At 69.6% G+C, this 21125-nt stretch carries 13 protein-coding genes; 11 read left to right on the forward strand and 2 right to left on the reverse strand.

Going from position 1 to position 21125, the window contains the following annotated elements; all coding sequences use genetic code 11:
- The first annotated feature begins 149 nt into the window (after positions 1-149).
- The gene (locus AB0H57_RS25850) at positions 150-914 is read left to right on the forward strand and encodes a DUF427 domain-containing protein (protein ID WP_357510698.1); all 765 of its coding nucleotides are present in this window, start codon (positions 150-152) and stop codon (positions 912-914) included.
- Positions 915-924: 10 nt separating this feature from the next.
- Here the strand turns inward: AB0H57_RS25850 and AB0H57_RS25855 are convergent, their stop codons facing one another.
- The gene (locus AB0H57_RS25855; RefSeq protein WP_357510700.1) at positions 925-1896 is read right to left on the reverse strand and encodes a LacI family DNA-binding transcriptional regulator; all 972 of its coding nucleotides are present in this window, start codon (positions 1894-1896) and stop codon (positions 925-927) included.
- Between the two features lie 407 nt (positions 1897-2303).
- On the opposite strand from AB0H57_RS25855, the gene AB0H57_RS25860 reads away from it, so the two are divergent.
- The 6 genes from AB0H57_RS25860 to AB0H57_RS25885 all read left to right on the forward strand — a co-directional run bounded on the left by AB0H57_RS25860 (position 2304) and on the right by AB0H57_RS25885 (position 11621).
- Positions 2304-4493: an alpha-galactosidase gene (locus AB0H57_RS25860; protein WP_357510702.1), complete on the forward strand. Its 2190-nt coding sequence runs from the start codon at positions 2304-2306 to the stop codon at positions 4491-4493.
- Positions 4494-4498: 5 nt separating this feature from the next.
- Entirely contained in the window at positions 4499-5443 is a 945-nt protein-coding gene (locus tag AB0H57_RS25865; RefSeq protein WP_357510704.1) for a sugar ABC transporter permease, read from the forward strand.
- A gap of 10 nt (positions 5444-5453) precedes the next feature.
- Entirely contained in the window at positions 5454-6377 is a 924-nt protein-coding gene (locus AB0H57_RS25870; RefSeq protein ID WP_357510706.1) for a carbohydrate ABC transporter permease, read from the forward strand.
- A gap of 44 nt (positions 6378-6421) precedes the next feature.
- Complete coding sequence (locus tag AB0H57_RS25875; protein ID WP_357510708.1) at positions 6422-7765, forward strand: sugar ABC transporter substrate-binding protein; 1344 nt, start codon at positions 6422-6424, stop codon at positions 7763-7765.
- Positions 7766-7814: 49 nt separating this feature from the next.
- Positions 7815-10580 carry a CBM35 domain-containing protein gene (locus AB0H57_RS25880; protein WP_357510710.1) on the forward strand — a complete coding sequence of 922 codons (2766 nt, stop codon included), beginning with the start codon at positions 7815-7817 and terminating at the stop codon, positions 10578-10580.
- Positions 10581-11156: 576 nt separating this feature from the next.
- Positions 11157-11621 (forward strand): winged helix-turn-helix domain-containing protein, encoded by a 465-nt coding sequence (locus tag AB0H57_RS25885; RefSeq protein WP_357510712.1) that lies wholly within the window; start codon positions 11157-11159, stop codon positions 11619-11621.
- 88 nt (positions 11622-11709) lie between these two features.
- Here AB0H57_RS25885 and AB0H57_RS25890 read toward each other — a convergent pair whose 3' ends face one another.
- Positions 11710-16116: a S8 family serine peptidase gene (locus AB0H57_RS25890; RefSeq protein ID WP_357510714.1), complete on the reverse strand. Its 4407-nt coding sequence runs from the start codon at positions 16114-16116 to the stop codon at positions 11710-11712.
- 332 nt (positions 16117-16448) lie between these two features.
- Here AB0H57_RS25890 and AB0H57_RS25895 point away from each other — a divergent pair, with 332 nt between their 5' ends.
- The 4 genes from AB0H57_RS25895 to mmsB all read left to right on the forward strand — a co-directional run bounded on the left by AB0H57_RS25895 (position 16449) and on the right by mmsB (position 21113).
- Positions 16449-16931 (forward strand): winged helix-turn-helix domain-containing protein, encoded by a 483-nt coding sequence (locus AB0H57_RS25895; protein WP_357510716.1) that lies wholly within the window; start codon positions 16449-16451, stop codon positions 16929-16931.
- Positions 16932-17094: 163 nt separating this feature from the next.
- Positions 17095-18234 carry a multiple monosaccharide ABC transporter substrate-binding protein gene (gene chvE, locus AB0H57_RS25900; RefSeq protein ID WP_357510718.1) on the forward strand — a complete coding sequence of 380 codons (1140 nt, stop codon included), beginning with the start codon at positions 17095-17097 and terminating at the stop codon, positions 18232-18234.
- A 93-nt stretch (positions 18235-18327) separates the two neighbouring features.
- Positions 18328-19866 carry a multiple monosaccharide ABC transporter ATP-binding protein gene (mmsA, locus tag AB0H57_RS25905; protein WP_357510720.1) on the forward strand — a complete coding sequence of 513 codons (1539 nt, stop codon included), beginning with the start codon at positions 18328-18330 and terminating at the stop codon, positions 19864-19866.
- Positions 19863-21113 (forward strand): multiple monosaccharide ABC transporter permease, encoded by a 1251-nt coding sequence (gene mmsB, locus AB0H57_RS25910; protein ID WP_357510722.1) that lies wholly within the window; start codon positions 19863-19865, stop codon positions 21111-21113. Before mmsA ends, mmsB begins: the two co-directional genes overlap by 4 nt.
- The last annotated feature ends 12 nt before the right edge of the window (positions 21114-21125 follow it).

The raw sequence follows: 21125 nt of genomic DNA on the forward strand, positions 1-21125 counted from the left end.
CTGTACGGCGGTCACACCTGCCACCAAATCACGCGCGGCCCGGCGCATTCCCCACCGGCGCGAAGGTGCCCCAGCTCACACCCGGTGCGATCGGCCGGCCGTCCCGCTCGTTGAACCGGTGACGGTACCCCGAAGGACGAGGAGGACAGGTGGCGGACTACCCGAAGGCGATCACCCCGGTCGACCACGTCGAGCCGGTCCCCCGGCGGGTGCGGGCCTTCCTCGCCGGCGAGCTGGTGGTGGACACGACCCGGGCGTCGTACGTGTGGGAGTGGCCGCCCTACCCGCAGTACCACCTGCCCGCCGCCGACGTGCGCCGGGACCTGCTGGTCGACGAGGGGCGTACGGAGCGGTCGCGGCGCGGCACCGCGCGGCTGCACGGGCTGCGGGTGGGCTCGACGCTGCACGGCTCGTGCGCGCGCTGGTACGGCGCCGACGCGCTGCCCGGGCTGGCGGACACGATCCGGTTCGACTGGGCCGCCCTGGACGCATGGTTCGAGGAGGACGAGGAGGTGTTCGTGCACCCCCGCAACCCGTACTCCCGGGTGGACGCGCTGCGGTCGTCCCGGCGGGTACGGGTGGAGCTGGACGGGATGCTCCTCGCCGAGTCGGTCTCGCCCGTGCTGGTCTTCGAGACCGGCCTGCCGACCCGCTACTACCTGGACCGGACCGCGGTGGACTTCGGGCACCTGGTGCCGTCGACGACCACGACCGCCTGCCCGTACAAGGGGCGGACCAGTGAATACTGGTCGGTCCGGGTCGGGGATGCGGTCCACTCGGATCTGGCCTGGTCGTACCTGTTTCCCACCGGGGCCCTGCTGCCGATCGCCGGCCTGGTGGCGTTCTACAACGAGAAGGTGGATCTGATCGTCGACGGTGAGCGGCTGGCCCGGCCGCGCACGCACTTCTCCTGACGACCGGGGGTCAGGCACTGCCGCCATGGAAGATCTCGGTGGGGACGAGAGTTCCGGGGCGTCCGGTCGGTCCGCCGTCGATCTCCGCCTGGCAGCGTTCGATCAGCTCGCTCGCGATCTTCTCCACCGGTATCCGCACGCTGGTGATGGTCGGCTCGGTGATCAGGCCCATCGCCCCGCCGTCGAATCCGGTGACGGCGATGTCGCGGCCGACGCGCAGCCCGCAGGCGTGGCAGACGTTTACCACGACCGCGGCGACCGAGTCGCTGTCGGTGACGATCGCGTCGGGCCGGGACCGCCGACCGACGAGAGCGCGTACCTGCTCCCGGATCGCGTTGCCGGTGCCCTGGAAGATGTCCCCGGCCGGTAGCCCGTGCCGGTCGAGGCCCGCCCGGAAGCCGTCGAGCCGCTCGCGTTTCCAGTACTCGTCACCCTCGGCACCGATGTAGGCGAATCGGCGGTATCCCTTGCCGACCAGGTGGTCCATCAACGCGACCATGCCCTTGGCGTTGTCGACGTCGACCCACTGCTGCGGCAGGCCGGGCGCGAGCCGGCCGAAGGACACGAACGGAAGCTGGTTGTTGGCGAGGAGCCGGACCCGGGGATCGTCGACCTGGGATTCCGACACGATCAGCGCGTCGACGTTTCCGCGAGCGATCAGCTCGGTGAGCACCGGCAACGGATCGTCATCGGTATGGGTAAATGCCAATATCTGGTATCCGCGGCGTGCCGCCGCCTTGATCAGCGCCTGAAGAAAGCTGAGGGTGAAGCCCTTCACCGTCTCCAGCTCCTCGCCGGACATGTGGTAGCCGATCTGCATGCTGCGCCGCGAGCGCAGGGTCTGCGCGGCCCGATTCGGCTGGTAGGAGAGGGCTTCCATCGCCGCGGTGACGCGCGCCTGGGTCTGCGTCGAGAAATAGTCCTTGCGCCCGTTCAAGACATTGGAAACTGTCTGTCGGGATACGCCGGCGAGCTTTGCCACGTCGTTGATGCTGGGGCGGCGGACCGGGCGTCGGTCATCCCCTCCGGCCATTTTCTCCCGATCGACAGTATCCGACATTCTGCGTTCGATTCCGTAGCCCGATAAACGCCCTGCGCCGACTGGCAACCGCAATCTAGCACGCGTCATGGGTGGGGAACCGTGCGCGACGGCCGGGCCGCGGGCGCCGACCGCCGCCGCCCGGGCGCCGCGCTCCCGCCCCCGCGCGGCCCGGACCGGGACGACATCTTGACGCAACGCTTTCGACATGCAAACCTCACCGCCAAGGGACATTGAACGTTACATGTGACCCAGAACACACACTCCCTCCCCCCGCAACCGGCCAGCGCAGCCCGGTCCCGGGGACGACGACGCTTCACCGCCGGGCGACTCGAACAAAAGGATCAAGTGTGGCAATCCTCGACACCATCCCCGACGCTGGCGACCCCGGACCCGACGTGGACGCCCGGGTCGCCGCCCGCCCGGACGGGCCGCGACCCGCCGGCTTCGTGCACCTGCAGGCCGACGGAGTGGGTCTCGTGCTCGACTGCCGGGGAGCCCGGCTGCCGCGGGTTCTGCACTGGGGACGCGCCCTGCCGCACGCCACCGAGGCGGATCTGGCGGCGCTGGCGCTGGCCTCGGTGCCGGCGACGGTCCCGAACTCCCTCGACACGCCGGCTCCCGTGGGGATGGTGCCGGAGTTGGCGACCGGGTGGTTCGGCCTGCCCGGCCTGCTCGGGCACCGGGACGGCCGGGACTGGTCCCCACTGTTCGCCACCGAACGGGTCGACGTGCGCCACCGCGGCGCGCAGGGCGGCGAAGCCCTCGTCCGGGCCGCGGACGTCGAGTGTGGACTCGCAATGGACCTCCACCTCGACCTGACCGCCGACGGCGTCCTACGGATGCGCACGGTGCTGCGCAACACCGGCGATCAGCCGTACACGCTCGACGGGCTGGTGCTCGCCCTGCCGGTGCCGGCGGAGGCGACCGAACTGCTCGACTTCACCGGCCGCTGGAGCCGGGAGCGGACCCCACAACGGCGCCCCTTCTCGGCCGGAACGCACCTGCGCGACGGGCGCCGCGGGCGCACCGGGTCGGACGCCTCGTTCATCATGGTCGCAGGCGAGCACGGGTTCGGCTTCCGCGCCGGGCAGGTGTGGGGCGTCCACGTCGGCTGGAGCGGCAACCACCGCACCTACGCCGAGCGGCTGCCCTCCGGGGAGTCGGTGATCGGTGGCGGCGAGCTGCTGCAGAGCGGGGAGGTCCGGCTTGCGGCCGGCGCCTCGTACGAGAGCCCGTGGACCTACGCCGCGCACGGCGACGGCCTGGACGAGATGGCGAGCCGCTTCCACCGGCACCTGCGGCGCCCCCGGCGCGGGCCGCGGCCGGTGGTCGTGAACACCTGGGAAGCCGTGTACTTCGACCACGACCTGGGCCGACTCAAGGCCCTCGTTGACGCCTCCGCCGAGGTCGGCGCCGAACGGTTCGTACTCGACGACGGGTGGTTCCGGGGCCGGCGGCACGACCGGGCCGGGCTGGGCGACTGGTTCGTCGACGAGACGCGCTGGCCCGCGGGCCTGCATCCGCTGGTGGAGCACGTCCGCACGCGGGGCATGGACTTCGGCCTGTGGGTGGAGCCCGAGATGGTCAACCCGGACTCCGACCTGGCTCGGGCGCACCCGGACTGGATCATGGCGAGCGCGGGCCGGCGGCCTCCCCTGGTCCGGCACCAGCAGGCCCTCGACCTGCGCCGGGCGGCGGCGTACCGGTACCTCCTGGAGCGGCTGGACGCGCTGGTGGGCGAGTACGGGATCGCGTTCCTGAAGTGGGACCACAACCGCGACCTCATCGACGCGGGTGTGCACGGGCAGACCGTCGCGGTCTACCGCCTCATGGACGAGCTGCGGGCCCGCCACCCGGCGCTGGAGATCGAGTCCTGCTCCTCGGGGGGCGCCCGGGTGGACCTGGGCATCCTCGAACGCACCGACCGGGTCTGGGCGAGCGACTGCATCGACGGCGTCGAGCGGCAGGCCATCCAGCGGTGGACGGGTCTGCTCCTGCCCCCGGAACTGCTGGGTTCACACGTGGGGTCGGCGCGCTCGCACACCACCGGGCGCACGCAGAGCCTCGGGCTGCGCGCCGGCACGGCGCTCTTCGGCCACTTCGGCATCGAGTGGGATCTCACCGCCGCCACCGAGGACGAACGCGCCGAACTGCGGCGCTGGGTGGAGCTCTACAAGCGGATGCGTGGCTGGCTGCACCGCGGCACCGTGGTCCGCGCCGACCATCCGGACCCGGCGCTGTGGCTGCACGGCATCGTGTCCGCCGAGCGGGACCAGGCGCTCTTCGCGGTGGTGGCGATGGCTACCGCCGTCAGCACCCAGCCGGGGCGGCTGCGCATCCCCGGACTGGACCCGCACGAGCGCTACCGCGTGCGCCCACTGCCGCCGGGCGACCAGCCGAGCACCAACGCCCTGACCCCGAATCCCTGGCTGGCCTCGGGTGTCGTGGTCACCGGACAGATGTTGGCGGAGGTCGGGCTCTCCGTGCCGCCGCTGCACCCCGAGCAGCTTCTCCTGCTGCACGTGACGAGGGCATGACGGCCATGACGACGAGGGCGCGACTGCAGGCGGCGACGGCGACGGCGCGCCGGCGGCAGGTGGGCGACCCGCCGCGGCGGCGCCGGACGGGCGACCTGCCCGTCGCGATGGCCTTCCTGCTGCCGGCGGCGGTCGGGTTCGCGGTGTTCTACCTGTGGCCGACGCTGCGCACCATCTACCTCAGCTTCACCGACTACAGCCTGCTCACCCCGCCGGAGTGGGTCGGCGTCGAGAACTACCGGCGGGTGCTGCACGACGAGCTGTTCTGGAATGCGCTGACGGTCACCGTCGAGTACGTCGTCGTCAACATCGCCGTGCAGACCGTCGTGGCCCTCGGCATGGCGGTGCTCATGCACCGGTTGACCCGGTCCACGATGATCCGGGGCATCCTGCTGCTGCCGTACCTGGTTGCCAACGTCGTGGTCGCATTGATCTGGTACACGATGCTGGACGCCCAGCTCGGCATCGTGAACCAGGCCCTGACCTGGGTCGGCGTCGACCCCGTCGCGTTCTTCGGCGAGACCGCCACGGCAACCCCGACCATCGCGCTGGTGAACGTCTGGCGGCACATGGGGTACACCGCCCTGCTGATCTTCGCCGGCCTGCAGGCCATCCCGGCAAGCGTCTACGAGGCGGCGGCGACCGACGGCGCCTCGGAGTTCACGATGTTCCGCAAGATAACTCTGCCGCTGCTGCGGCCGGCGCTGGCCCTGGTGCTGGTGCTGACCATCATCGGCTCGTTCCAGATCTTCGACGCGGTGGCGGTGACCACCAAGGGCGGGCCGATCAATTCCACCCGGGTCATCTACTACTACATCTACGAGCAGGCCTTCCAGCGGTTCAACTTCGGTTACGCCGCCGCCATCTGCGTCGCCCTCTTCGCGATTCTCGCCAGCCTCGCGCTGATGCAGCTCAAGCTGCTGCGCGCGGGCGACTCCGACCTGGACTGAAAGGGGAGCCATGAGCCAGGCTCTGAGCGGACGCGCCGCCGGCACCCGGTCGCGCCGGCGCCGGTTGAGCTGGCAACGGATGGCGGCCTGGGCGATCCTCGTCACGCTCATCCTGATCACGTTGCTGCCCTTCTACTGGATGCTGCGCATCTCGCTGTCGAGCAACCGGAACCTCTCCGCGCACGCGGGCTCGCTGGTGCCGCCGGAGTTCACCCTCGGGGCGTTCCGGCGGGTCCTCGGAATCGCCACACTGGAAGAGGCCACCGCCGAGGGCGGCTCCGGCGCGCAGATCAACTTCTGGCGCTACCTGGTGAACTCCGTCCTCACCTCCACCGTCATCACAGTCTGCCAGGTGTTCTTCAGCGCCATGGCCGCCTACGCCTTCGCCCGGCTGCGCTGGCCGGGCCGGGAGAAGGTCTTCTTCGTCTTCCTCACCGCGCTGATGGTCCCGCCGATCTTCACCGCGCTGCCCAACTTCGTGACCGTGAAGCAGCTGGGCCTGCTCAACACGTACGCCGGGATCGTGTTGCCGTACCTGTTCATGACGCCGTTCGCGGTCTTCTTCCTGCGACAGTTCTTCCTCAACATCAGCCGGGAGGTCGAGGAGGCGGCGATCATGGACGGCGCGGGTCACGCCCGCCGGTTCTTCCGGGTAATCGTGCCGATGAGTTCGGCGCCCATCGCCACGATCTCCCTGCTCGTCTACATCGGAGCCTGGAACGAGTACTTCTGGCCCCTGCTCGTGGGGCAGGAGGACAGCGTACGCGTGCTCACCGTGGCGCTGGGCATCTTCCGTTCGCAGACTCCGCAGGCCGGTCCCGACTGGGCCGGGCTGATGGCCGCGACCCTGCTCGCCGCGTTGCCGGTCATCGCGCTCTTCACGATCTTCGGACGCTGGATCGTCAACTCCATCCAGTTCTCCGGAATCAAGTAACGCCCTGAGAGCACCGCACCAACCACATCGCAAGGAGACCTGGCATGAGACGGTTCAGACGCCTCGCCGCCATCGCCGCGATGCTGCCGCTGGCCCTGGCCGGATGCGGCGGTGGCGCTGCCGAGAACACCGAGGGAACGGAAGTCACCTACTGGCTGTGGGATTCCAACCAGTTGCCGGCCTACCAGGCCTGCGCTGACGCGTTCCACGCCGCCAATCCCACCATCACCGTGAAGATCTCGCAGTTCGGCTGGGCCGACTACTGGACCAGCCTCACCACCAACATGGTGTCCGGTACGGCGCCGGACGTCTTCACCAACCACCTCAACTACTACCCCGAGTTCGCCGGCAAGAACCAGATCCTGCCGCTGGACGACCTCGTCTCGACCGACGGCGTCAAGACCGACGCCTACGCCCCGGGCCTGGCCGACCTGTGGGTGTCGGCCGAGGGCAAGCGGTACGGCCTGCCGAAGGACTTCGACACGGTGGGGATCTTCTACAACAAGAAGATGCTCGCTGACGCCGGCATCAGCGAGGACGAGATGAAGTCGTTGAGCTGGAACCCGACCGATGGCGGCAGCTACGAGAAGGTCATCGCGCGGCTCACCGTCGACAAGTCCGGCAAGCGCGGCGACGAGGCCGGCTTCGACAAGTCGAACGTGAAGGTGTACGGCCTGGGCCTGGACGAGAACAACGGCGCCGGGGTCGGGCAGCAGATGTGGAGCATGTACGCGTTGTCGACGGGCTGGGAGTACACGGACAAGAACCCGTGGGGTACCCGGTTCCAGTACGACGACCAGCGGTTCCAGCAGATGGTGGGCTGGTTCCGCGGGCTGATCGACAAGGGGTACATGCCCAGCCTCGCCATCTCCCGCTCCGGCACCAGCGTGAACGACGCCTTCGGCGCCGGCCGGTACGCGCTGTCCACCAACGGTTCCTGGATGATCAACACGTACTACGGCTACCAGGGCGTCGAGGTCGGCACCGCGCCCACGCCGATCGGCCCGTCCGGCAAGCGGGCCACCATCTACAACGGGCTGGCCGACTCCATCTACGCCGGCACCAAACACAAGGACCAGGCGTGGCAGTGGGTCCGGTACCTGGCGTCCGCCGACTGCCAGAAGGCGGTCGGTGAGAAGGCCGTCGTCTTCCCGGCCATACCCGAGGCGCTCACCATCGCCGAGCAGAAGTTCGCCGCCAAGGGCGTCGACATCAGCGCCTTCACCGTGCAGATCCACGAGAACACCACGTCCCTGTACCCCATCACCGATCACGCCAGCGACATCAGCGCCATCATGAGCCCGGCCATGGACGCGGTGCTCAGTTTCAAGGCCGACCCGTCCTCGCTGTCCAAGGCGAACGACGAGGTCAACGCGCTGTTCCGCTAGCCGTCCCCGACCCCCATTTGGCCAGCACCCAAGGAGCTGGAGGATCAACATGGCCACAACCCGCACGTCCCGACGAACACGGCTGCTCGCACCCGCCGTGACCACCACCCTCGCCCTCGTCGCGGCGACGCTGATCGGCGTCCCCGCACAGGGACAGGAACCGGCCGCCCAGCAACTCGTCGTCGACCTCGCCGAGCGGACCGGTGCCTTTCGCGGCGCCGCCAGCGGCGCCCTGTACGGACTCAGCGAGGAGGGCGTACCCAGCGACAACACGCTGGAGCCGCTACGGCTGACGACGGTCAACCAGAAGCCACCGGCAGGCGCCCAGCACCCCAACGGTGACGCCCTCGTGGTGGCGGACTCGTTCTTCCGCAACGGCGGCCAGTACATCCAGATCAACGTGCAGGACATGTACGCGCAGTGGACGTACGAGAACGCGGGCGGGGTGATCCCCTGCAACCAGGTGTGCTTCGACAACTATCTGCAGAAGCTCGCGTGGGTGGTCGACCAGGTCTCGAAGAGCAAGTACGCCGACCGCATCGTCTACGTGCCCTTCAACGAGCCAGACGGGATCTGGTACGGCACGTCGACCGGCAACGCCGCGCAGTACCAGACGCGGATGAACGCCCTGATGACGCAGTGGAAGGCCGCCGTCGAGTACATCCGCGCGCACCACCCGGGCGCGCGGGTCATGGGCACGAACGACGCGGTGTTCCGGGCCCGCAACTACGGTGACTTCCTGACCTTCGCTCGGGACAACGACGTGCTGCCCGACTTCGTCTCGTGGCACCAGCTCGACTCCACGGGCTTGAACCCGGCGAACAACAACTACTTCCGCCGCAACTACGAGACGTACCGGAACATGGAGCGGGAGCGGGGCATCGCGCCCATTCCGATCAACATCAACGAGTACGGCGGCAACCGGGACCTGACCGTGCCGGGCCAGCTCATCCAGTACGTGGCGATGTTCGAGGAGGCGAAGGTCGACGCGGGCGGCAAGGCGTACTGGACCGCGGCCGGCCTGCTCGGCGGCGACGTGGTGGAGACCAACAAGCCGGGCGGCGGCTGGTGGTTCTACAAGATGTACGCCGACATGGCCGGCGGTGACACCGTCAAGGTCACCCCGCCGACGCCGACCGCCATCGACAAGCTCGAAGGGATCGCGACCATCGACGACGGCCGGCGGCAGGCGCGCATCGTCGCCGGCGGTGGGCAGTCCACCGACTTCGACGTGGTCGTCAACAACATCGACAGCGAGCTGTTCGGTGACCGGGTCAACGTGACCCTGGCGGCGAGCACCTGGAGCGGGCAGAACTCGGACGCCCCGCCTCCGGTCGTCCTGCTCGACCAGGATCTCACCCCCGAGAACGGCTCGCTGACGATCCCGGTGCGCGGCCTCGGGGTCAGCGGCGACGGTGGCACGAACATCGGCCTGATGTCGGCGTACGAGATCGTGCTCTCGCCCGGCGGCAGCGGCAGCCGCCAGTCGGCGGACCTGCCCTGGCGGGCCTCGTACGAGGCGGAGAACGCCACGGTCACGGCGGGCACCGTGCAGACCTTCGGCACGCCGTCGAACTGGAACGCGGCAGCAGCCTCCGGGACCCGCCACGTCGGCAACCTCACGCAGAGCACCAGCGCGGTGACCTTCAACGTGAACGCGCCTGAGGCCGGCGCGTACAAGCTGAGCATCCTCTACGGCAACCAGACCGGCCAGCCGTCCCAGCAGGCGCTCACGGTCAACGGCGGGCAGGCCCAGTTCGTCGACTACCAGGCCACGCTCAACTTCCAGTGGCGCACCCGCAAGGACGTGGTGGTCCAGCTCGACGCAGGGGCCAACCAGATTCGCCTGGCCAAGTCCCACCCCGAGCTGGGCACCGCCGTCGGCCAGGCGACGCTGGACCGCATCGACCTGGAGCCGGCGCCCACCGCCCCGGCAACCCGGCGGTACGAGGCCGAGCGGTCGCAGACCAAGGGTGCGGTGACCCACGAGTACGACCAGCCCCAGCAGTCGGGGGCGGGCTTCGTCACCCTCAAGCACGGCGGCGAGGCCATGTTCGCCGTGTACGCCGAGGAGGACGGCTACTACGAGCTGGACTTCCGGTACCACAGCCCGGGCCGGCCGGGCACCGTCACCGCCGCCATCGGGCTCGACCGGCGTCCGGTCGACGGTGGCGTGCTCCGCGCGAACCCGGGCGGTGGCGCCTTCTGGAAGACGGACCGCCAGCGGCTGTTCCTGTCCGCGGGTGTCAACCGGGTGACGGTGGAGCCGACCGGCACCACCCCGGTACGCCTCGACGGGCTCAGCGTCACCCGGGCCACTTCCGGCCCACAGCCGGTGCAGGTGATCGAGGCGGAGTCCGGCACCCGGTCCGGCTCGGCCGCGGTGGAGAACCACGCCTACGCCTCCGGGGGGCAGTACGTCGCCTGGGTCGGGCAGGGGCCGCAGAACCGGCTGACCGTGCAGGCCACCGTGGAGAAGGCGGGCACCTACCTGCTCAACGTGCACTACGCCAACGACGAGCGGAAGACCGGCCACGTCTACAACGCCGACATCATCTCGCGGCCCATCGACATCTCTGTCAACGGTGGCGAGTCCACCCGGTACTGGTTCAAGAACACCTGGTCGTGGGGGAACTGGTGGGCTCGGGGCGTACCAGTGACCCTGCGGGCCGGCACGAACACCATCGCCATGTTCAACGACCCGGCCAACGGTGCCACCGCCCCGGGTTGCCCGGCCCCGTGCCTGGTGACGCTCGACAGCCCGTGGGCACCCAACCTGGACAAGTTCGAGATCGCCCCGATCCGCATCGGCTGATTTGCCGCACCTGAACAGGCACCGGGGTGGGTACGGCGAGAGCCGGCCCACCTCGGTGCCGTTCGTGCGTCACCGGGTGTGAGCGAGGCGTCTGGGCACTGCCCGAACGTGCGCGGGTGCCGCCCGGCGCCGAACCGAGTATCTACTCATTGGTAATTGCCGAATTGATGGCGGCGGCCGGGACGGAACGTTGCCCGGGACATCGAAGGGCACTACTATACAAGCGTTCGACGCCGGCTGGCACGAGCCGGAATCGAACGCCCACGAGCAGTTGACCGACCGCCGCCGACAACAGGGAAACAGTTCCGACACCGGCCAGAAACACGCGGACCTGCCCGGACGGGGCCCAGCACCGAACTACACAACGACCAGACCAGAATTGTCGGCAATCCGCTTGTCTTTCCGTAACCGACGAGGATAACGCCTCAACCTCGTCGACCGGACAACTGCTTTCGTCACATTTACCCCGAACCATTCTTCATCGGACCGTCACCACCCGGGACCGCCGCTGATCCGGCGCCGCCCGGCCACTGTGGTGCGCAACCAGAGGGGGTGGGGATGCGGGGTGTCCCGACCATGTCCTTGACCATCGGCATCGCCTCGTCGCCGGACGAACGCCAGCGACTCGTCCAACTGCTCGGTGGGACGGACGCCGTCCTCATCGTGTCGACCGTCGAACAGGCCCGGCAGTTTCTCGACGCGACCCGCCCGGCCGCGACGGTCACCGCCGACGACGCCGCGCCCACTCCCCCGCCGTCGAACCTGAGCGTCGACTCCGGCCGGCGGGTGCTGTGCTGGCGGGACCGGGAGGTCGAGCTGACCCGGCTGGAGCACGACCTGCTGCGGTGCCTGATCGGCGAGCCCGGGCAGGTGTGGACCCACGAGCGGCTGCACCTGACGGTGTGGGGCAACGCCCACCTCGGCCGCGGCTCCGACCTGCACTCCGTGGTGCGCCGGGTGCGACGCAAGCTCGTCCGGCTGGGCGCCTCGGCCACGATCGACGCCGTACGCGGGGTGGGCTTCCGGCTCGCCCTGACCTGACCGGCCGGCCGCCTCGCCGCGACGGCCCGCGCACGCGGATCCGGCCCGCCTGGTCGACACCAGGCGGGCCGGATCTGTCAATCGGGTGTCAGCAGCGGACCGGGACCAGGGTGAAGTCCTCGACCCTCGGGGTGGTGGTGATCGTCGTCTGCCGGGTCTGGGGCTGCCAGCCGTCCTTCGCGACGATGATCTTGAGCGGGTTGTGCTTACGGTCCAGCCAGTAGGCGTACCTGCCCTGCCCGTCGGTGGTGAAGGTCCACGTCATCGACTTCGCGTTGACCTGGACCAGCGCTCCGGGCAGCGGTGAGGTTGCACCCTGGCAGCTCTTGCCGGAGACCGTGCCCGTCAGCTTGCCCCAGGTGTTCGGCGGGTTCGCCGTCATCGTCACCGGCACCGGCTGCACCGTGTACGGCGTGTTCTCCTTGATCGCGACCGAGGCGGTGTACGTGCCCGGCTGGTCGACGTTCGCCGTCATCCGCACGGTGACCGTGACCTTCTCACCCGGCGCCAGCGTGGCCGACGTCTTGTCGATCGTCATCCAGCTGACGTCCGCCGGGCCCTCGGCGCACTCCTCCAGCCCGGGCAGCACCTCGCTGTCCGGGGTGGCGGTGAAGCTGCCGGACGAGCCGCCGATCTTGTAGAAGCCGCACGCCGCGCCGCCACGGTAGCGGGCGGTGTTGGCGTTCGGCAGGCTGGACCACGAGTTGCCGGCCGGGTCGTAGGCGAAGCCGGCGTTGGTGACCGCCCCGCCCTGCACGCCCCCGACCACCAGGAGCTTGCCGCCCGCCACGGCGAACGAGCTGGCCCAGCTGTCGGCCGGCGCGTCGGCGATCGCGGTCCAGGTGTTGGCGCCCGGGTCGAAGGCGTAGCCGACCTTCTGCGCGGCGGCGCCGTCGTTGCCGCCGGTGCAGTAGACGACGCCGTCGATGCCGCCGCAGGAGGCGAAGGCCACCGACTTCGGGTAGTTGGCCAGGGTCTCCCAGGTGTCGCCGGCCGGGTCGTACCGGACGACGGAGTTGGACATCGGCGTGCAGGACGCGGTGGTGCAACCGCCGACGGCGTAGAGCTTGCCGTCGACGACGGCCTGCCCGGCGGCGGCGCGCGGGGCCGGGTTGTTGGCCTTCTTCGTCCAGGTGTTGGCCGCCGGGTCGTACGACCAGGTGGTGGCGTCGGGGCCGGACGCGCCCCAGCCGCCGGTGGCGACGATCTTGCCGTCCACGACGCCCACCGTCATCGCGTTACGGGCGGCGGGCAGGTCGGCGATCGGCGCCCAGGCCTGCCCGATCGGGTCGTAGACGTAGTTCTTCGCGCTCGACGCCGATCCGTTGCCGCCGGCGATCGAGTACACCTTGCCGTCGAGGTTCACCACCCGGTTGTCCATGACGTTGGCCGGGTAGGCGGGGATGCCGGTCCAGGGCTCGGCCTGCGGGCCGGTCGCGGCCGGAGCCGCCGTGGCCGCCTTGCCGGTCGCCTGCGCGGCGACCGAGGTCGGCACGGTGAGTCGCTGCTCGGGTGCGCCGCTGGCGGCGAGCACCTCCTGCTTGCTCACCCGCGAGCCGTCGGCGCGCAGCAGCGTGAAGCCGCCGTCGCGCTCACTGAACTGGACGTCGACCGGCGCGCCGCCGGTGTTGGTCACGGTGAACGACTTGGTCACCGTGCCGCCCGGCATCTGGGCCGTACCGGTCACCTCGGCCGGCTGGATCGACAGCCGTCCGGCGGCGAGCTGGAACGTCGAGGCCGTCGCGCCGTGGTTGGCGACGTCCACCTGCCGGGTCTGGCTCAGGTAGCCGCCGGACTTGGCGGTGAACGGGTGCGAGCCGGTCAGCGACGAGAACATCCAGAAGAAGCCGTCCGGCAGGTCGGGGTCGTCCGGAGTCGACGCGGTGGTGGCCTTCTCGGCCGGGCGGTCGTCGCTGGTGACGGTGGCGCCGTTGACGTAGCCGTTGTCGTTGCCGTCCTGGACGTGGCCGAGGACCAGGCCGCCGTCGAGCGGCTGGCAGATGACCTGGCTGCCGATCAGTACGTTGTCGACCTGCCACCACCACGCCCACGCGGCGTCGTAGTAGTGGAACCGGACGCGGGCCTGCGCGTTGCCGGCCGCCTGCGGGACCTTGATCTCGGTGACCAGCGGTCCGCGGGCGTTGGCGCTCTGCCGCAGCACGTTGGTCCAGGTGGTGCCGCCGTCGAGGCTGAGATCGACGTCCGCGCGGTTGGTGCCCAACTGCCGGAAGTCCTGGTTGAAGCGGATCACCGGGGCGGTCACGTCGGTCAGGTCGACGACCGGGCTGACCAGTGAGGCGTCCTGCCGGTTGCCGCTGCCGTACTTGTCGCTGTCGAGGATGGCGAAGTTACCGGTGCCGCCGGTCAGGTTGCCGCGGTTGCCCGGGTCGGTGAACTGCCAGCCCTGGCCGTTGCCCTGGTGGTCCACCAGCGACCAGCCGGCCGGCACGGCGGTGCCGTCGAAGGTCTCGTACACCCCGTCGGATCCGTTGCGGTAGCCGGGCGCGGTGGTGCAGGAGTTCGCAGCGACCGGGACGGCCACGTCCTGGGTGACGTTGCCGGAGCCGACCGCGACCTCCTTGGTCACCGTCTGGTAGCCGGGGTACCGCGCCTCGACCTTGAGCGTGTACGTCGCCTCGCTCGGCAGCTTGAGGCTGTATCGACCGTTCGCGGGCGTGGTGTAGTCGGACACCCCGGACGGACCCTCGACGGTCACCTTGGCGTAGAGCGGCCAGCCCTGCCCGGAGCCGTCGGTGACGGTTCCGCTGACGGTGACGCTCGGCACCGCGGTCAACGCGACGTTGGTCGTCGTGGTGGTGTCCTTGGTGATCGTCACCGGCACGGTCCGGCTGGCGTAGCCGAAGGCGGAGACGGCGGCCTGGTATTCGCCGACCGGGAGCAGGGACGAGTACCGGCCGTCGCTGGCGGTGGTGAGCTGGCGGGTGGCCGGGCCGGTCAGCGCGACCGTGGCGCCGCCGATCGGGGCGCCGCCGGCGGCGTCGGTGACGGTGCCGGCCAGGGTGCCGGTGTCGCCGATGGGTGCGTCGCCGAGCAGCGCGAGCGTGTCCAGGCGGCCCTCGCCGTAGACGTTGTTGTTCGCCGCGGTGCCGCCGCACTGGGCGTCGGCCTTGTCGACGGCCGTGGTGTTCAGCAGCGCGCGGGTGGCGGCGATGTCACCGACGAGCGCCGGCGCCGCCGACCAGAGCAGGGCGATCGCGCCGGCCAGGTGCGGGGCGGCCATCGAGGTGCCGTTGTAGCTGGCGTACCCGCTGCCCGGGATGCTCGACCGGACGTTGACGCCGGGGGCGGAGATGTTCGGCTTGATCGTGCCGCCCTGGCCGGCGCCCCGCGCGGAGAAGCTGGCGACAGTGTTGTTGATGTCGTACGCGCCGGCGGAGTAGTTGCTGGTCAGGCTGCCCGGCGAGCCGCTGGTCTGGCAGCTCGGGCCGCTGTTGCCGTTGGACCAGACCCCGAAGATGCCGGAGGCGGTCCAGGCCAGCGTCACGTCCTCCATGAACGGGTCGTTGGAGGGCTGGGTGGTCCCCCACGAGTTGTTGATGATGTTGGGCCGCTTGCTGGCGTCCGGGTTCTGGCCGTTGAGGTCCCGGGGCTCCAGCATCCACTGGCCGGAGGTGATTAGCGCGGCGTCGGTGGGGCAGCAGCCGTTGGCCGCGATCCACTTGACCTCGGGCGCGACGCCGATCTGGTTGGCGCCGTCGGAGCCCGCCATCGTGCCCATCGTGTGGGTGCCGTGGCCGTTGCTGTCGCACGGGGCGGCGGCGCAGGTGCCGGCGGCGTTGAACCAGTTGTAGTTGTGGTTGAAGGTGCCGTCGCCGTTGTTGCCGCGGTAGGAGTTGACCAGGGCCGGGTGGTCGTACTGGACGCCGGTGTCGATGTTCGCCACGGTGATGCCGGCGCCCTTGACCCCGTACTGCGACCAGACGTCGTCGGCGTTGATGTTCGCGATGCCCCACTCGAGGGCGTTCGGCGTCTTCTCGTCGGTGCCCTTGGTGATCTCGGGGACCTTGTACTCGATCGGCGCGTACAGGCCGTCGACCTCGGCGTGGGCGGCGAAGCTCTGGGCCATCTCCGGCGAGCCGCCGCTGACCTTGATGGCGTTGGTCGCCCAGAAGCTCTGGTACGTCACGCCCGAGGCGTCCAGCTCGGCGCGGATCTTGGCTTGGCTCTCCTGCGCGGTCTTCCGCAAGGCGTCGGCGACGGCGGTGCCCCGCTTGTTCCAGTCCTTGATCGCGCTGGCCTTGCTCAGGTCGGCCTGCTGGTGGAAGTGGATCCAGAAGTCGCCGTCGTTCTTGGTCTGGAACTGCCGGGCGAGTTCGGGGCGGATCTTGTCGGACGGTGAGGCGGCATCGGATCCGGATGGTGCGGCTTGTGCGCCGGCACCACCTGTGGCCAACCCTGCCGCGGCGAGGGCGATCGCCGCGGCGGCACCGACCAGCGATCTGGCCAGGCGCCTCCTGTGTGGACTTCTGAACATGTGCTGCCTCCTCCGACCCAGAGTTGATCGAGGTGCAGGGTGCGCAAGGCCGTACGCCGGATGGACGAACCCGGTCGACGAACCTCGTTCCCCCGGGCGCCGTACGGGTCGCGACGGTCGCCCGACTGGACACTATGATCGACATGAATGGCCGATCAAGTACGGTACGTCAGCAACTCGTCACCAAGGGTTGACTGGATGTCAGCACGTCTGACAATAATCGTCACGGACAGGCCGACGACGGGCAATTTCCGCCCGCCCAGCTCCGGGGGTGGCACCTGCTGACCGACGAGGACGAGCCCGGCCCGGCCGGCGAGGAGCCGCGCCCGCTGGTGATCGCGGTGACGCCGTCGCCGGCCGAACGGATCGCGCTCGCCGAACGCCTGGCCGGCGTGGCGCCCCTGCTGCTCGTCGCGGACCTGGCGGAACTGCGCCGGCTGATCACCGCGCCACCGCACTCCCCCGACCCGCCGGTCACGCCGGCACCCGCCGGCCGCGAGCCGGCCGGCCGCCTGCTGATCGACCCGATCCGCCGCACCGCCCGCCACGGCGACCGCGAGACGGACCTGACCGGGCTCGAACACGCCCTGCTGACCTGCCTGGCCACCGCGCCCGCACGGGTGTGGAGCTACGCCGAGCTGCACCGCTCCGTCTGGCGGGCCGAGGGGCCGCGGCGCCGGGCGGACGTGCAGTCCCTGGTGAAGCGGCTGCGACGCAAGCTGCACGGGCTCGGCACCGGCGTCACCATCGACGCCGAGCGCGGCGTCGGCTTCCGACTGGCCGAGCACGGGCCACCCCGGGTCGGCGACGCGTGACGCCGACCCGGCCGGTCCGGGCCGCACCGCCGCTGACCAGGAGGCCCGTCGCCGTTACAGGAGTGTTACGACCGGGAGCACCCCGAAGTGTTGACGGCGATCTTGTTAGCGCTAACACTTTTCGATGCGCGGAAAGCACGAGTTCCACAGAGGGGAGAGCTAAGTGAACAGAAGGTTTTTGGCTGCTCTCGGCGGCGCCGTGCTGGCGCTCAGCCTGGCGGCCTGCAGCGGTGAGGGAGCGGGCGGCGGCTCCAGCACCGGCGACGAGAAGCCGTCCTCCCTCACCATCGGGGTGTCGATGCCGACGCAGACCTCGGAGCGGTGGATCGCCGACGGCAACTCGGTCAAGGAGAAGTTGCAGGCCAAGGGCTACAAGGTGGACCTGCAGTACGCCAACGACGACATCCCCACCCAGTCCCAGCAGGTGGACCAGATGATCACCCAGGGCGCCGACGTGCTGATCATCGCCGCGATCGACGGCACCGCGCTGAGCAGCCAGCTCCAGGCGGCCGCCGACGCGAAGATCCCGGTCATCTCCTACGACCGGCTGATCCGGGACAGCAAGAACGTGGACTTCTACGTCAGCTTCGACAACTACAAGGTCGGCGTCGCCCAGGGCACCGCCCTGCTGGTCGGGTTGGGTCTGCTCAACAAGGACGGCTCGAAGGGCTCGGCGAAGGGCCCCTTCAACATCGAACTCTTCGCCGGCTCGCTCGACGACAACAACACCCACTTCTTCTTCAACGGCGCCATGGACACCCTCAAGCCGTTCCTGGACGACGGCACGATCGTGGTCAAGTCCCGCCAGACCAAGATCGAGCAGGTGGCCACCCTGCGCTGGCAGCAGGAGACCGCGCAGAAGCGGATGGAGGACCTGCTGACCTCCTCCTACAACGACGGTGCGAAGGTCGGCGGCGTCCTGTCGCCGTACGACGGAATCTCCCGGGGCATCATCACCGCCCTGCAGAACGCCGGCTACGGCCCGGCCGCCAACCCGCTCCCGGTGGTGACCGGCCAGGACGCGGAGATCGCGTCGGTGAAGCTGATCAACGACGGGGTGCAGAACTCGACGGTGTTCAAGGACACCCGCCTGCTGGCCGAGCAGGCCGTGCTGGCGGCCGAGGCGTTCCTGCAGGACAAGGAGCCGACGGCGAACGACACCAAGACCTACGACAACGGGGTCAAGGTGGTGCCGTCGTACCTGCTGCCCGTGGAGACGGTCTACAAGGACGACATCAAGCAGTCCCTGATCGACTCCGGTTACTACACCGCGGCGGAGGTCGCCGCCGGTCAGGCCAAGTAACGCCGGGTGGGGCCCGGCGGTGGGTTGCCACCGCCGGGCCCCACCACTTCCGTACGACGGGTACCGCGACCCAGACGACGAGGACTCGCAGCGATGGACGACACGATTCTCGAGATGCGCAACATCACCAAGACCTTCCCGGGCGTGACCGCGCTGCAGGACGTGTCGCTCACCGTCCGGCGCGGGGAGATCCACGCCATCTGCGGCGAGAACGGCGCGGGCAAGTCCACCCTGATGAAGGTGCTGTCGGGGGTCCACCCGACGGGCAGCTACGACGGGGAGATCCTGTTCGACGGGAAGCCGGTGCGGTTCAACGGCATCCGCGACAGCGAGTCGGTCGGCATCGTGATCATCCACCAGGAGCTGGCGCTGGTGCCGTACCTGTCGATCGCGGAGAACATCTTCCTCGGCAACGAGCGGCGTGGCGCCGGTGGCCTGATCGACTGGAACCGCGCCAACGCCGAGGCGGGCACCCTGCTGGCCTCCGTCGGCCTGCCCGAGAACCCGGTCACCCCGGTCATCCAGCTTGGCGTCGGCAAGCAGCAACTGGTGGAGATCGCCAAGGCCCTGGCCAAGGACGTACGCCTGCTGATCCTCGACGAGCCGACCGCCGCCCTCAACGACATCGACTCGGCCCACCTGCTCGACCTGCTGCGCAGCCTGCGCGAACGCGGGATCACCTGCATCATGATCTCCCACAAGCTCAACGAGATCACCGCCATCGCCGACTTCACCACGGTGATCCGCGACGGGCGGACGGTGGAGACGCTGGACATGCGCGCCGACCAGGTGACCCAGGACCGGATCATCCGCGGCATGGTCGGCCGCGACCTGACCAGCTTCTACCCGGACCGGGAGTCGTCCCCGGGCGCCGAGGTGCTGCGCATCGAGGACTGGACGGTGCGGCACCCCGTGCAGGACCGCAACGTGGTCGAGCGGGTGACGCTGAACGTACGCGCCGGCGAGGTCGTCGGCATCGCCGGGCTGATGGGTGCGGGGCGCACCGAACTGGCGATGAGCGTGTTCGGCCGCGCGTACGGCCGGGACGTCACCGGCCGGGTGTTCATGCACGGCCGGCAGGTCCGGACCCGCACGGTGGCCGAGGCGATCGCGAACCGCATCGCGTACGTGACCGAGGACCGCAAGCGGTACGGCCTGAACCTGATCGCGGACGTGTGCCGCAACGTCTCGGCGGCGGCGCTGGGCAAGCTGTCCCGGGCGGGCTGGGTCAACGGCAACGAGGAGATCAGCGTCGCCGAGCAGAGCCGGCGGAACATGAACATCAAGACGCCGAGCGTGATGTCGGTGGTGGGCAAGCTCTCCGGCGGCAACCAGCAGAAGGTCGTGCTGTCCAAGTGGCTGTTCACCGATCCGGACGTGCTGATCCTCGACGAGCCCACCCGGGGCATCGACGTCGGGGCGAAGTTCGAGATCTACACGATCATCAACCGGCTGGTCGCCGACGGCAGAGCGGTCATCCTCATCTCGTCCGAGCTGCCGGAACTCATCGGCATGTGCGACCGCATCTACGCGCTCTCCGCCGGCCGCCTCACCGGTGAGATCCCGGTGTCCGACGCGACCCAGGAAAACCTCATGGCGCTCATGACGAAGGAGAAGGAGCCCTCCCGATGACCAGCACCAGGCCCGCCCCCGAGCCGGACACCGCGTCCTCGGCGAGCGCCCCGGCCGCCGCGCTGCACACCGGCACCAGCGACCCCCGTACGCTGATCATGCGCAACCTGCGGCAGAGCGGCATCTACGTCGCGTTCATCGTCATCGTGGCGCTGTTCGCGATCCTGACCGACGGGGTGTCGCTGAGCCCGGGCAACATCACGAACATCGTCCTGCAGTACTCCTACATCCTGGTCCTGGCCATCGGCATGGTCATCGTGATCATCGCCGGGCACATCGACCTGTCGGTGGGGTCGGTGGTCGCGCTCACCGGCGCGGTCTCCGCCGTGCTGGTGATCCAGCAGGGCCAGCCGTGGTGGGTCGGGGTGCTCGCCGCGCTGGCGGTCGGCGTCGCGGTGGGCGCCTGGCACGGCTTCTGGGTGGCCTACGTCGGCATGCCGGCCTTCATCGTCACCCTCGCCGGCATGTTGCTGTTCCGCGGGCTCACGCTGCAGGTGCTGGACAACATCTCGCTGTCGCCGTTCCCGGCCGAATACCAGCGCGCCGCCAACGGCTTCCTCAACGGCCTGCTCGGCGGCCAGGGCTACGACGCCTTCACGCTGCTCATCGCGGCCCTGGCGGTGGCCGGTTACGCGGTCAGCGAGTTCCGGACCCGGGTCGCCCGGATCCGCTACCAGCAGCCGGTCGAGTCGTTCCCGCTGTTCGTCGCGCGGGTGGCGCTGGTGGGCGCGATCATCATGTTCTTCGGCTGGCAGCTGGCCCACGCCCGTGGCCTGCCCATCGTGCTGATCATCCTGGCCGCGCTGGTCATCGGCTACGGCCTGGTGACCCGGCGGACGGTCTTCGGACGGCAGGTCTACGCGATCGGCGGGAACCTGTCGGCGGCGATGCTGTCCGGGGTGAAGGTCCGTTCGGTGAACTTCTGGATCTTCGTGAACATGGGCTTCCTCACCGGGGTCGCCGGAGTCATCTACTCCTCGCGGGCCAACGGCGCGCAGCCCGCCGCCGGCAACATGTTCGAGCTCGACGCGATCGCGGCGGCCTTCATCGGGGGCGCGGCGGTCTCCGGCGGGGTGGGCACCGTGGTCGGTGCCATGGTCGGCGGGCTCATCATGGCGGTGATGAGCAACGGCATGCAGCTGATGGGGGTGGACCAGTCCACCCAGTCCGTCATCAAGGGACTGGTGCTGCTGCTGGCCGTGGCGTTCGACATCTACAACAAGCGGCGGGCCGGCGCCAGCCGCTGACCGGGGTGGCGA

Source organism: Micromonospora sp. NPDC050686 (assembly GCF_040654475.1).
Classification (GTDB): domain Bacteria; phylum Actinomycetota; class Actinomycetes; order Mycobacteriales; family Micromonosporaceae; genus Micromonospora.

Bases quoted from the DNA above. Each gene is read 5' to 3' on its own strand.
- AB0H57_RS25875 (WP_357510708.1), top strand. From the start codon at position 6,422: ATGAGACGGTTCAGACGCCTCGCCGCCATCGCCGCGATGCTGCCGCTG.
- AB0H57_RS25885 (WP_357510712.1), top strand. From the start codon at position 11,157: ATGTCCTTGACCATCGGCATCGCCTCGTCGCCGGACGAACGCCAGCGA.
- mmsB (WP_357510722.1), top strand. From the start codon at position 19,863: ATGACCAGCACCAGGCCCGCCCCCGAGCCGGACACCGCGTCCTCGGCG.
- mmsA (WP_357510720.1), top strand. From the start codon at position 18,328: ATGGACGACACGATTCTCGAGATGCGCAACATCACCAAGACCTTCCCG.
- AB0H57_RS25870 (WP_357510706.1), top strand. From the start codon at position 5,454: ATGAGCCAGGCTCTGAGCGGACGCGCCGCCGGCACCCGGTCGCGCCGG.
- AB0H57_RS25890 (WP_357510714.1), bottom strand. From the start codon at position 16,116: ATGTTCAGAAGTCCACACAGGAGGCGCCTGGCCAGATCGCTGGTCGGT.
- AB0H57_RS25865 (WP_357510704.1), top strand. From the start codon at position 4,499: ATGACGACGAGGGCGCGACTGCAGGCGGCGACGGCGACGGCGCGCCGG.
- AB0H57_RS25880 (WP_357510710.1), top strand. From the start codon at position 7,815: ATGGCCACAACCCGCACGTCCCGACGAACACGGCTGCTCGCACCCGCC.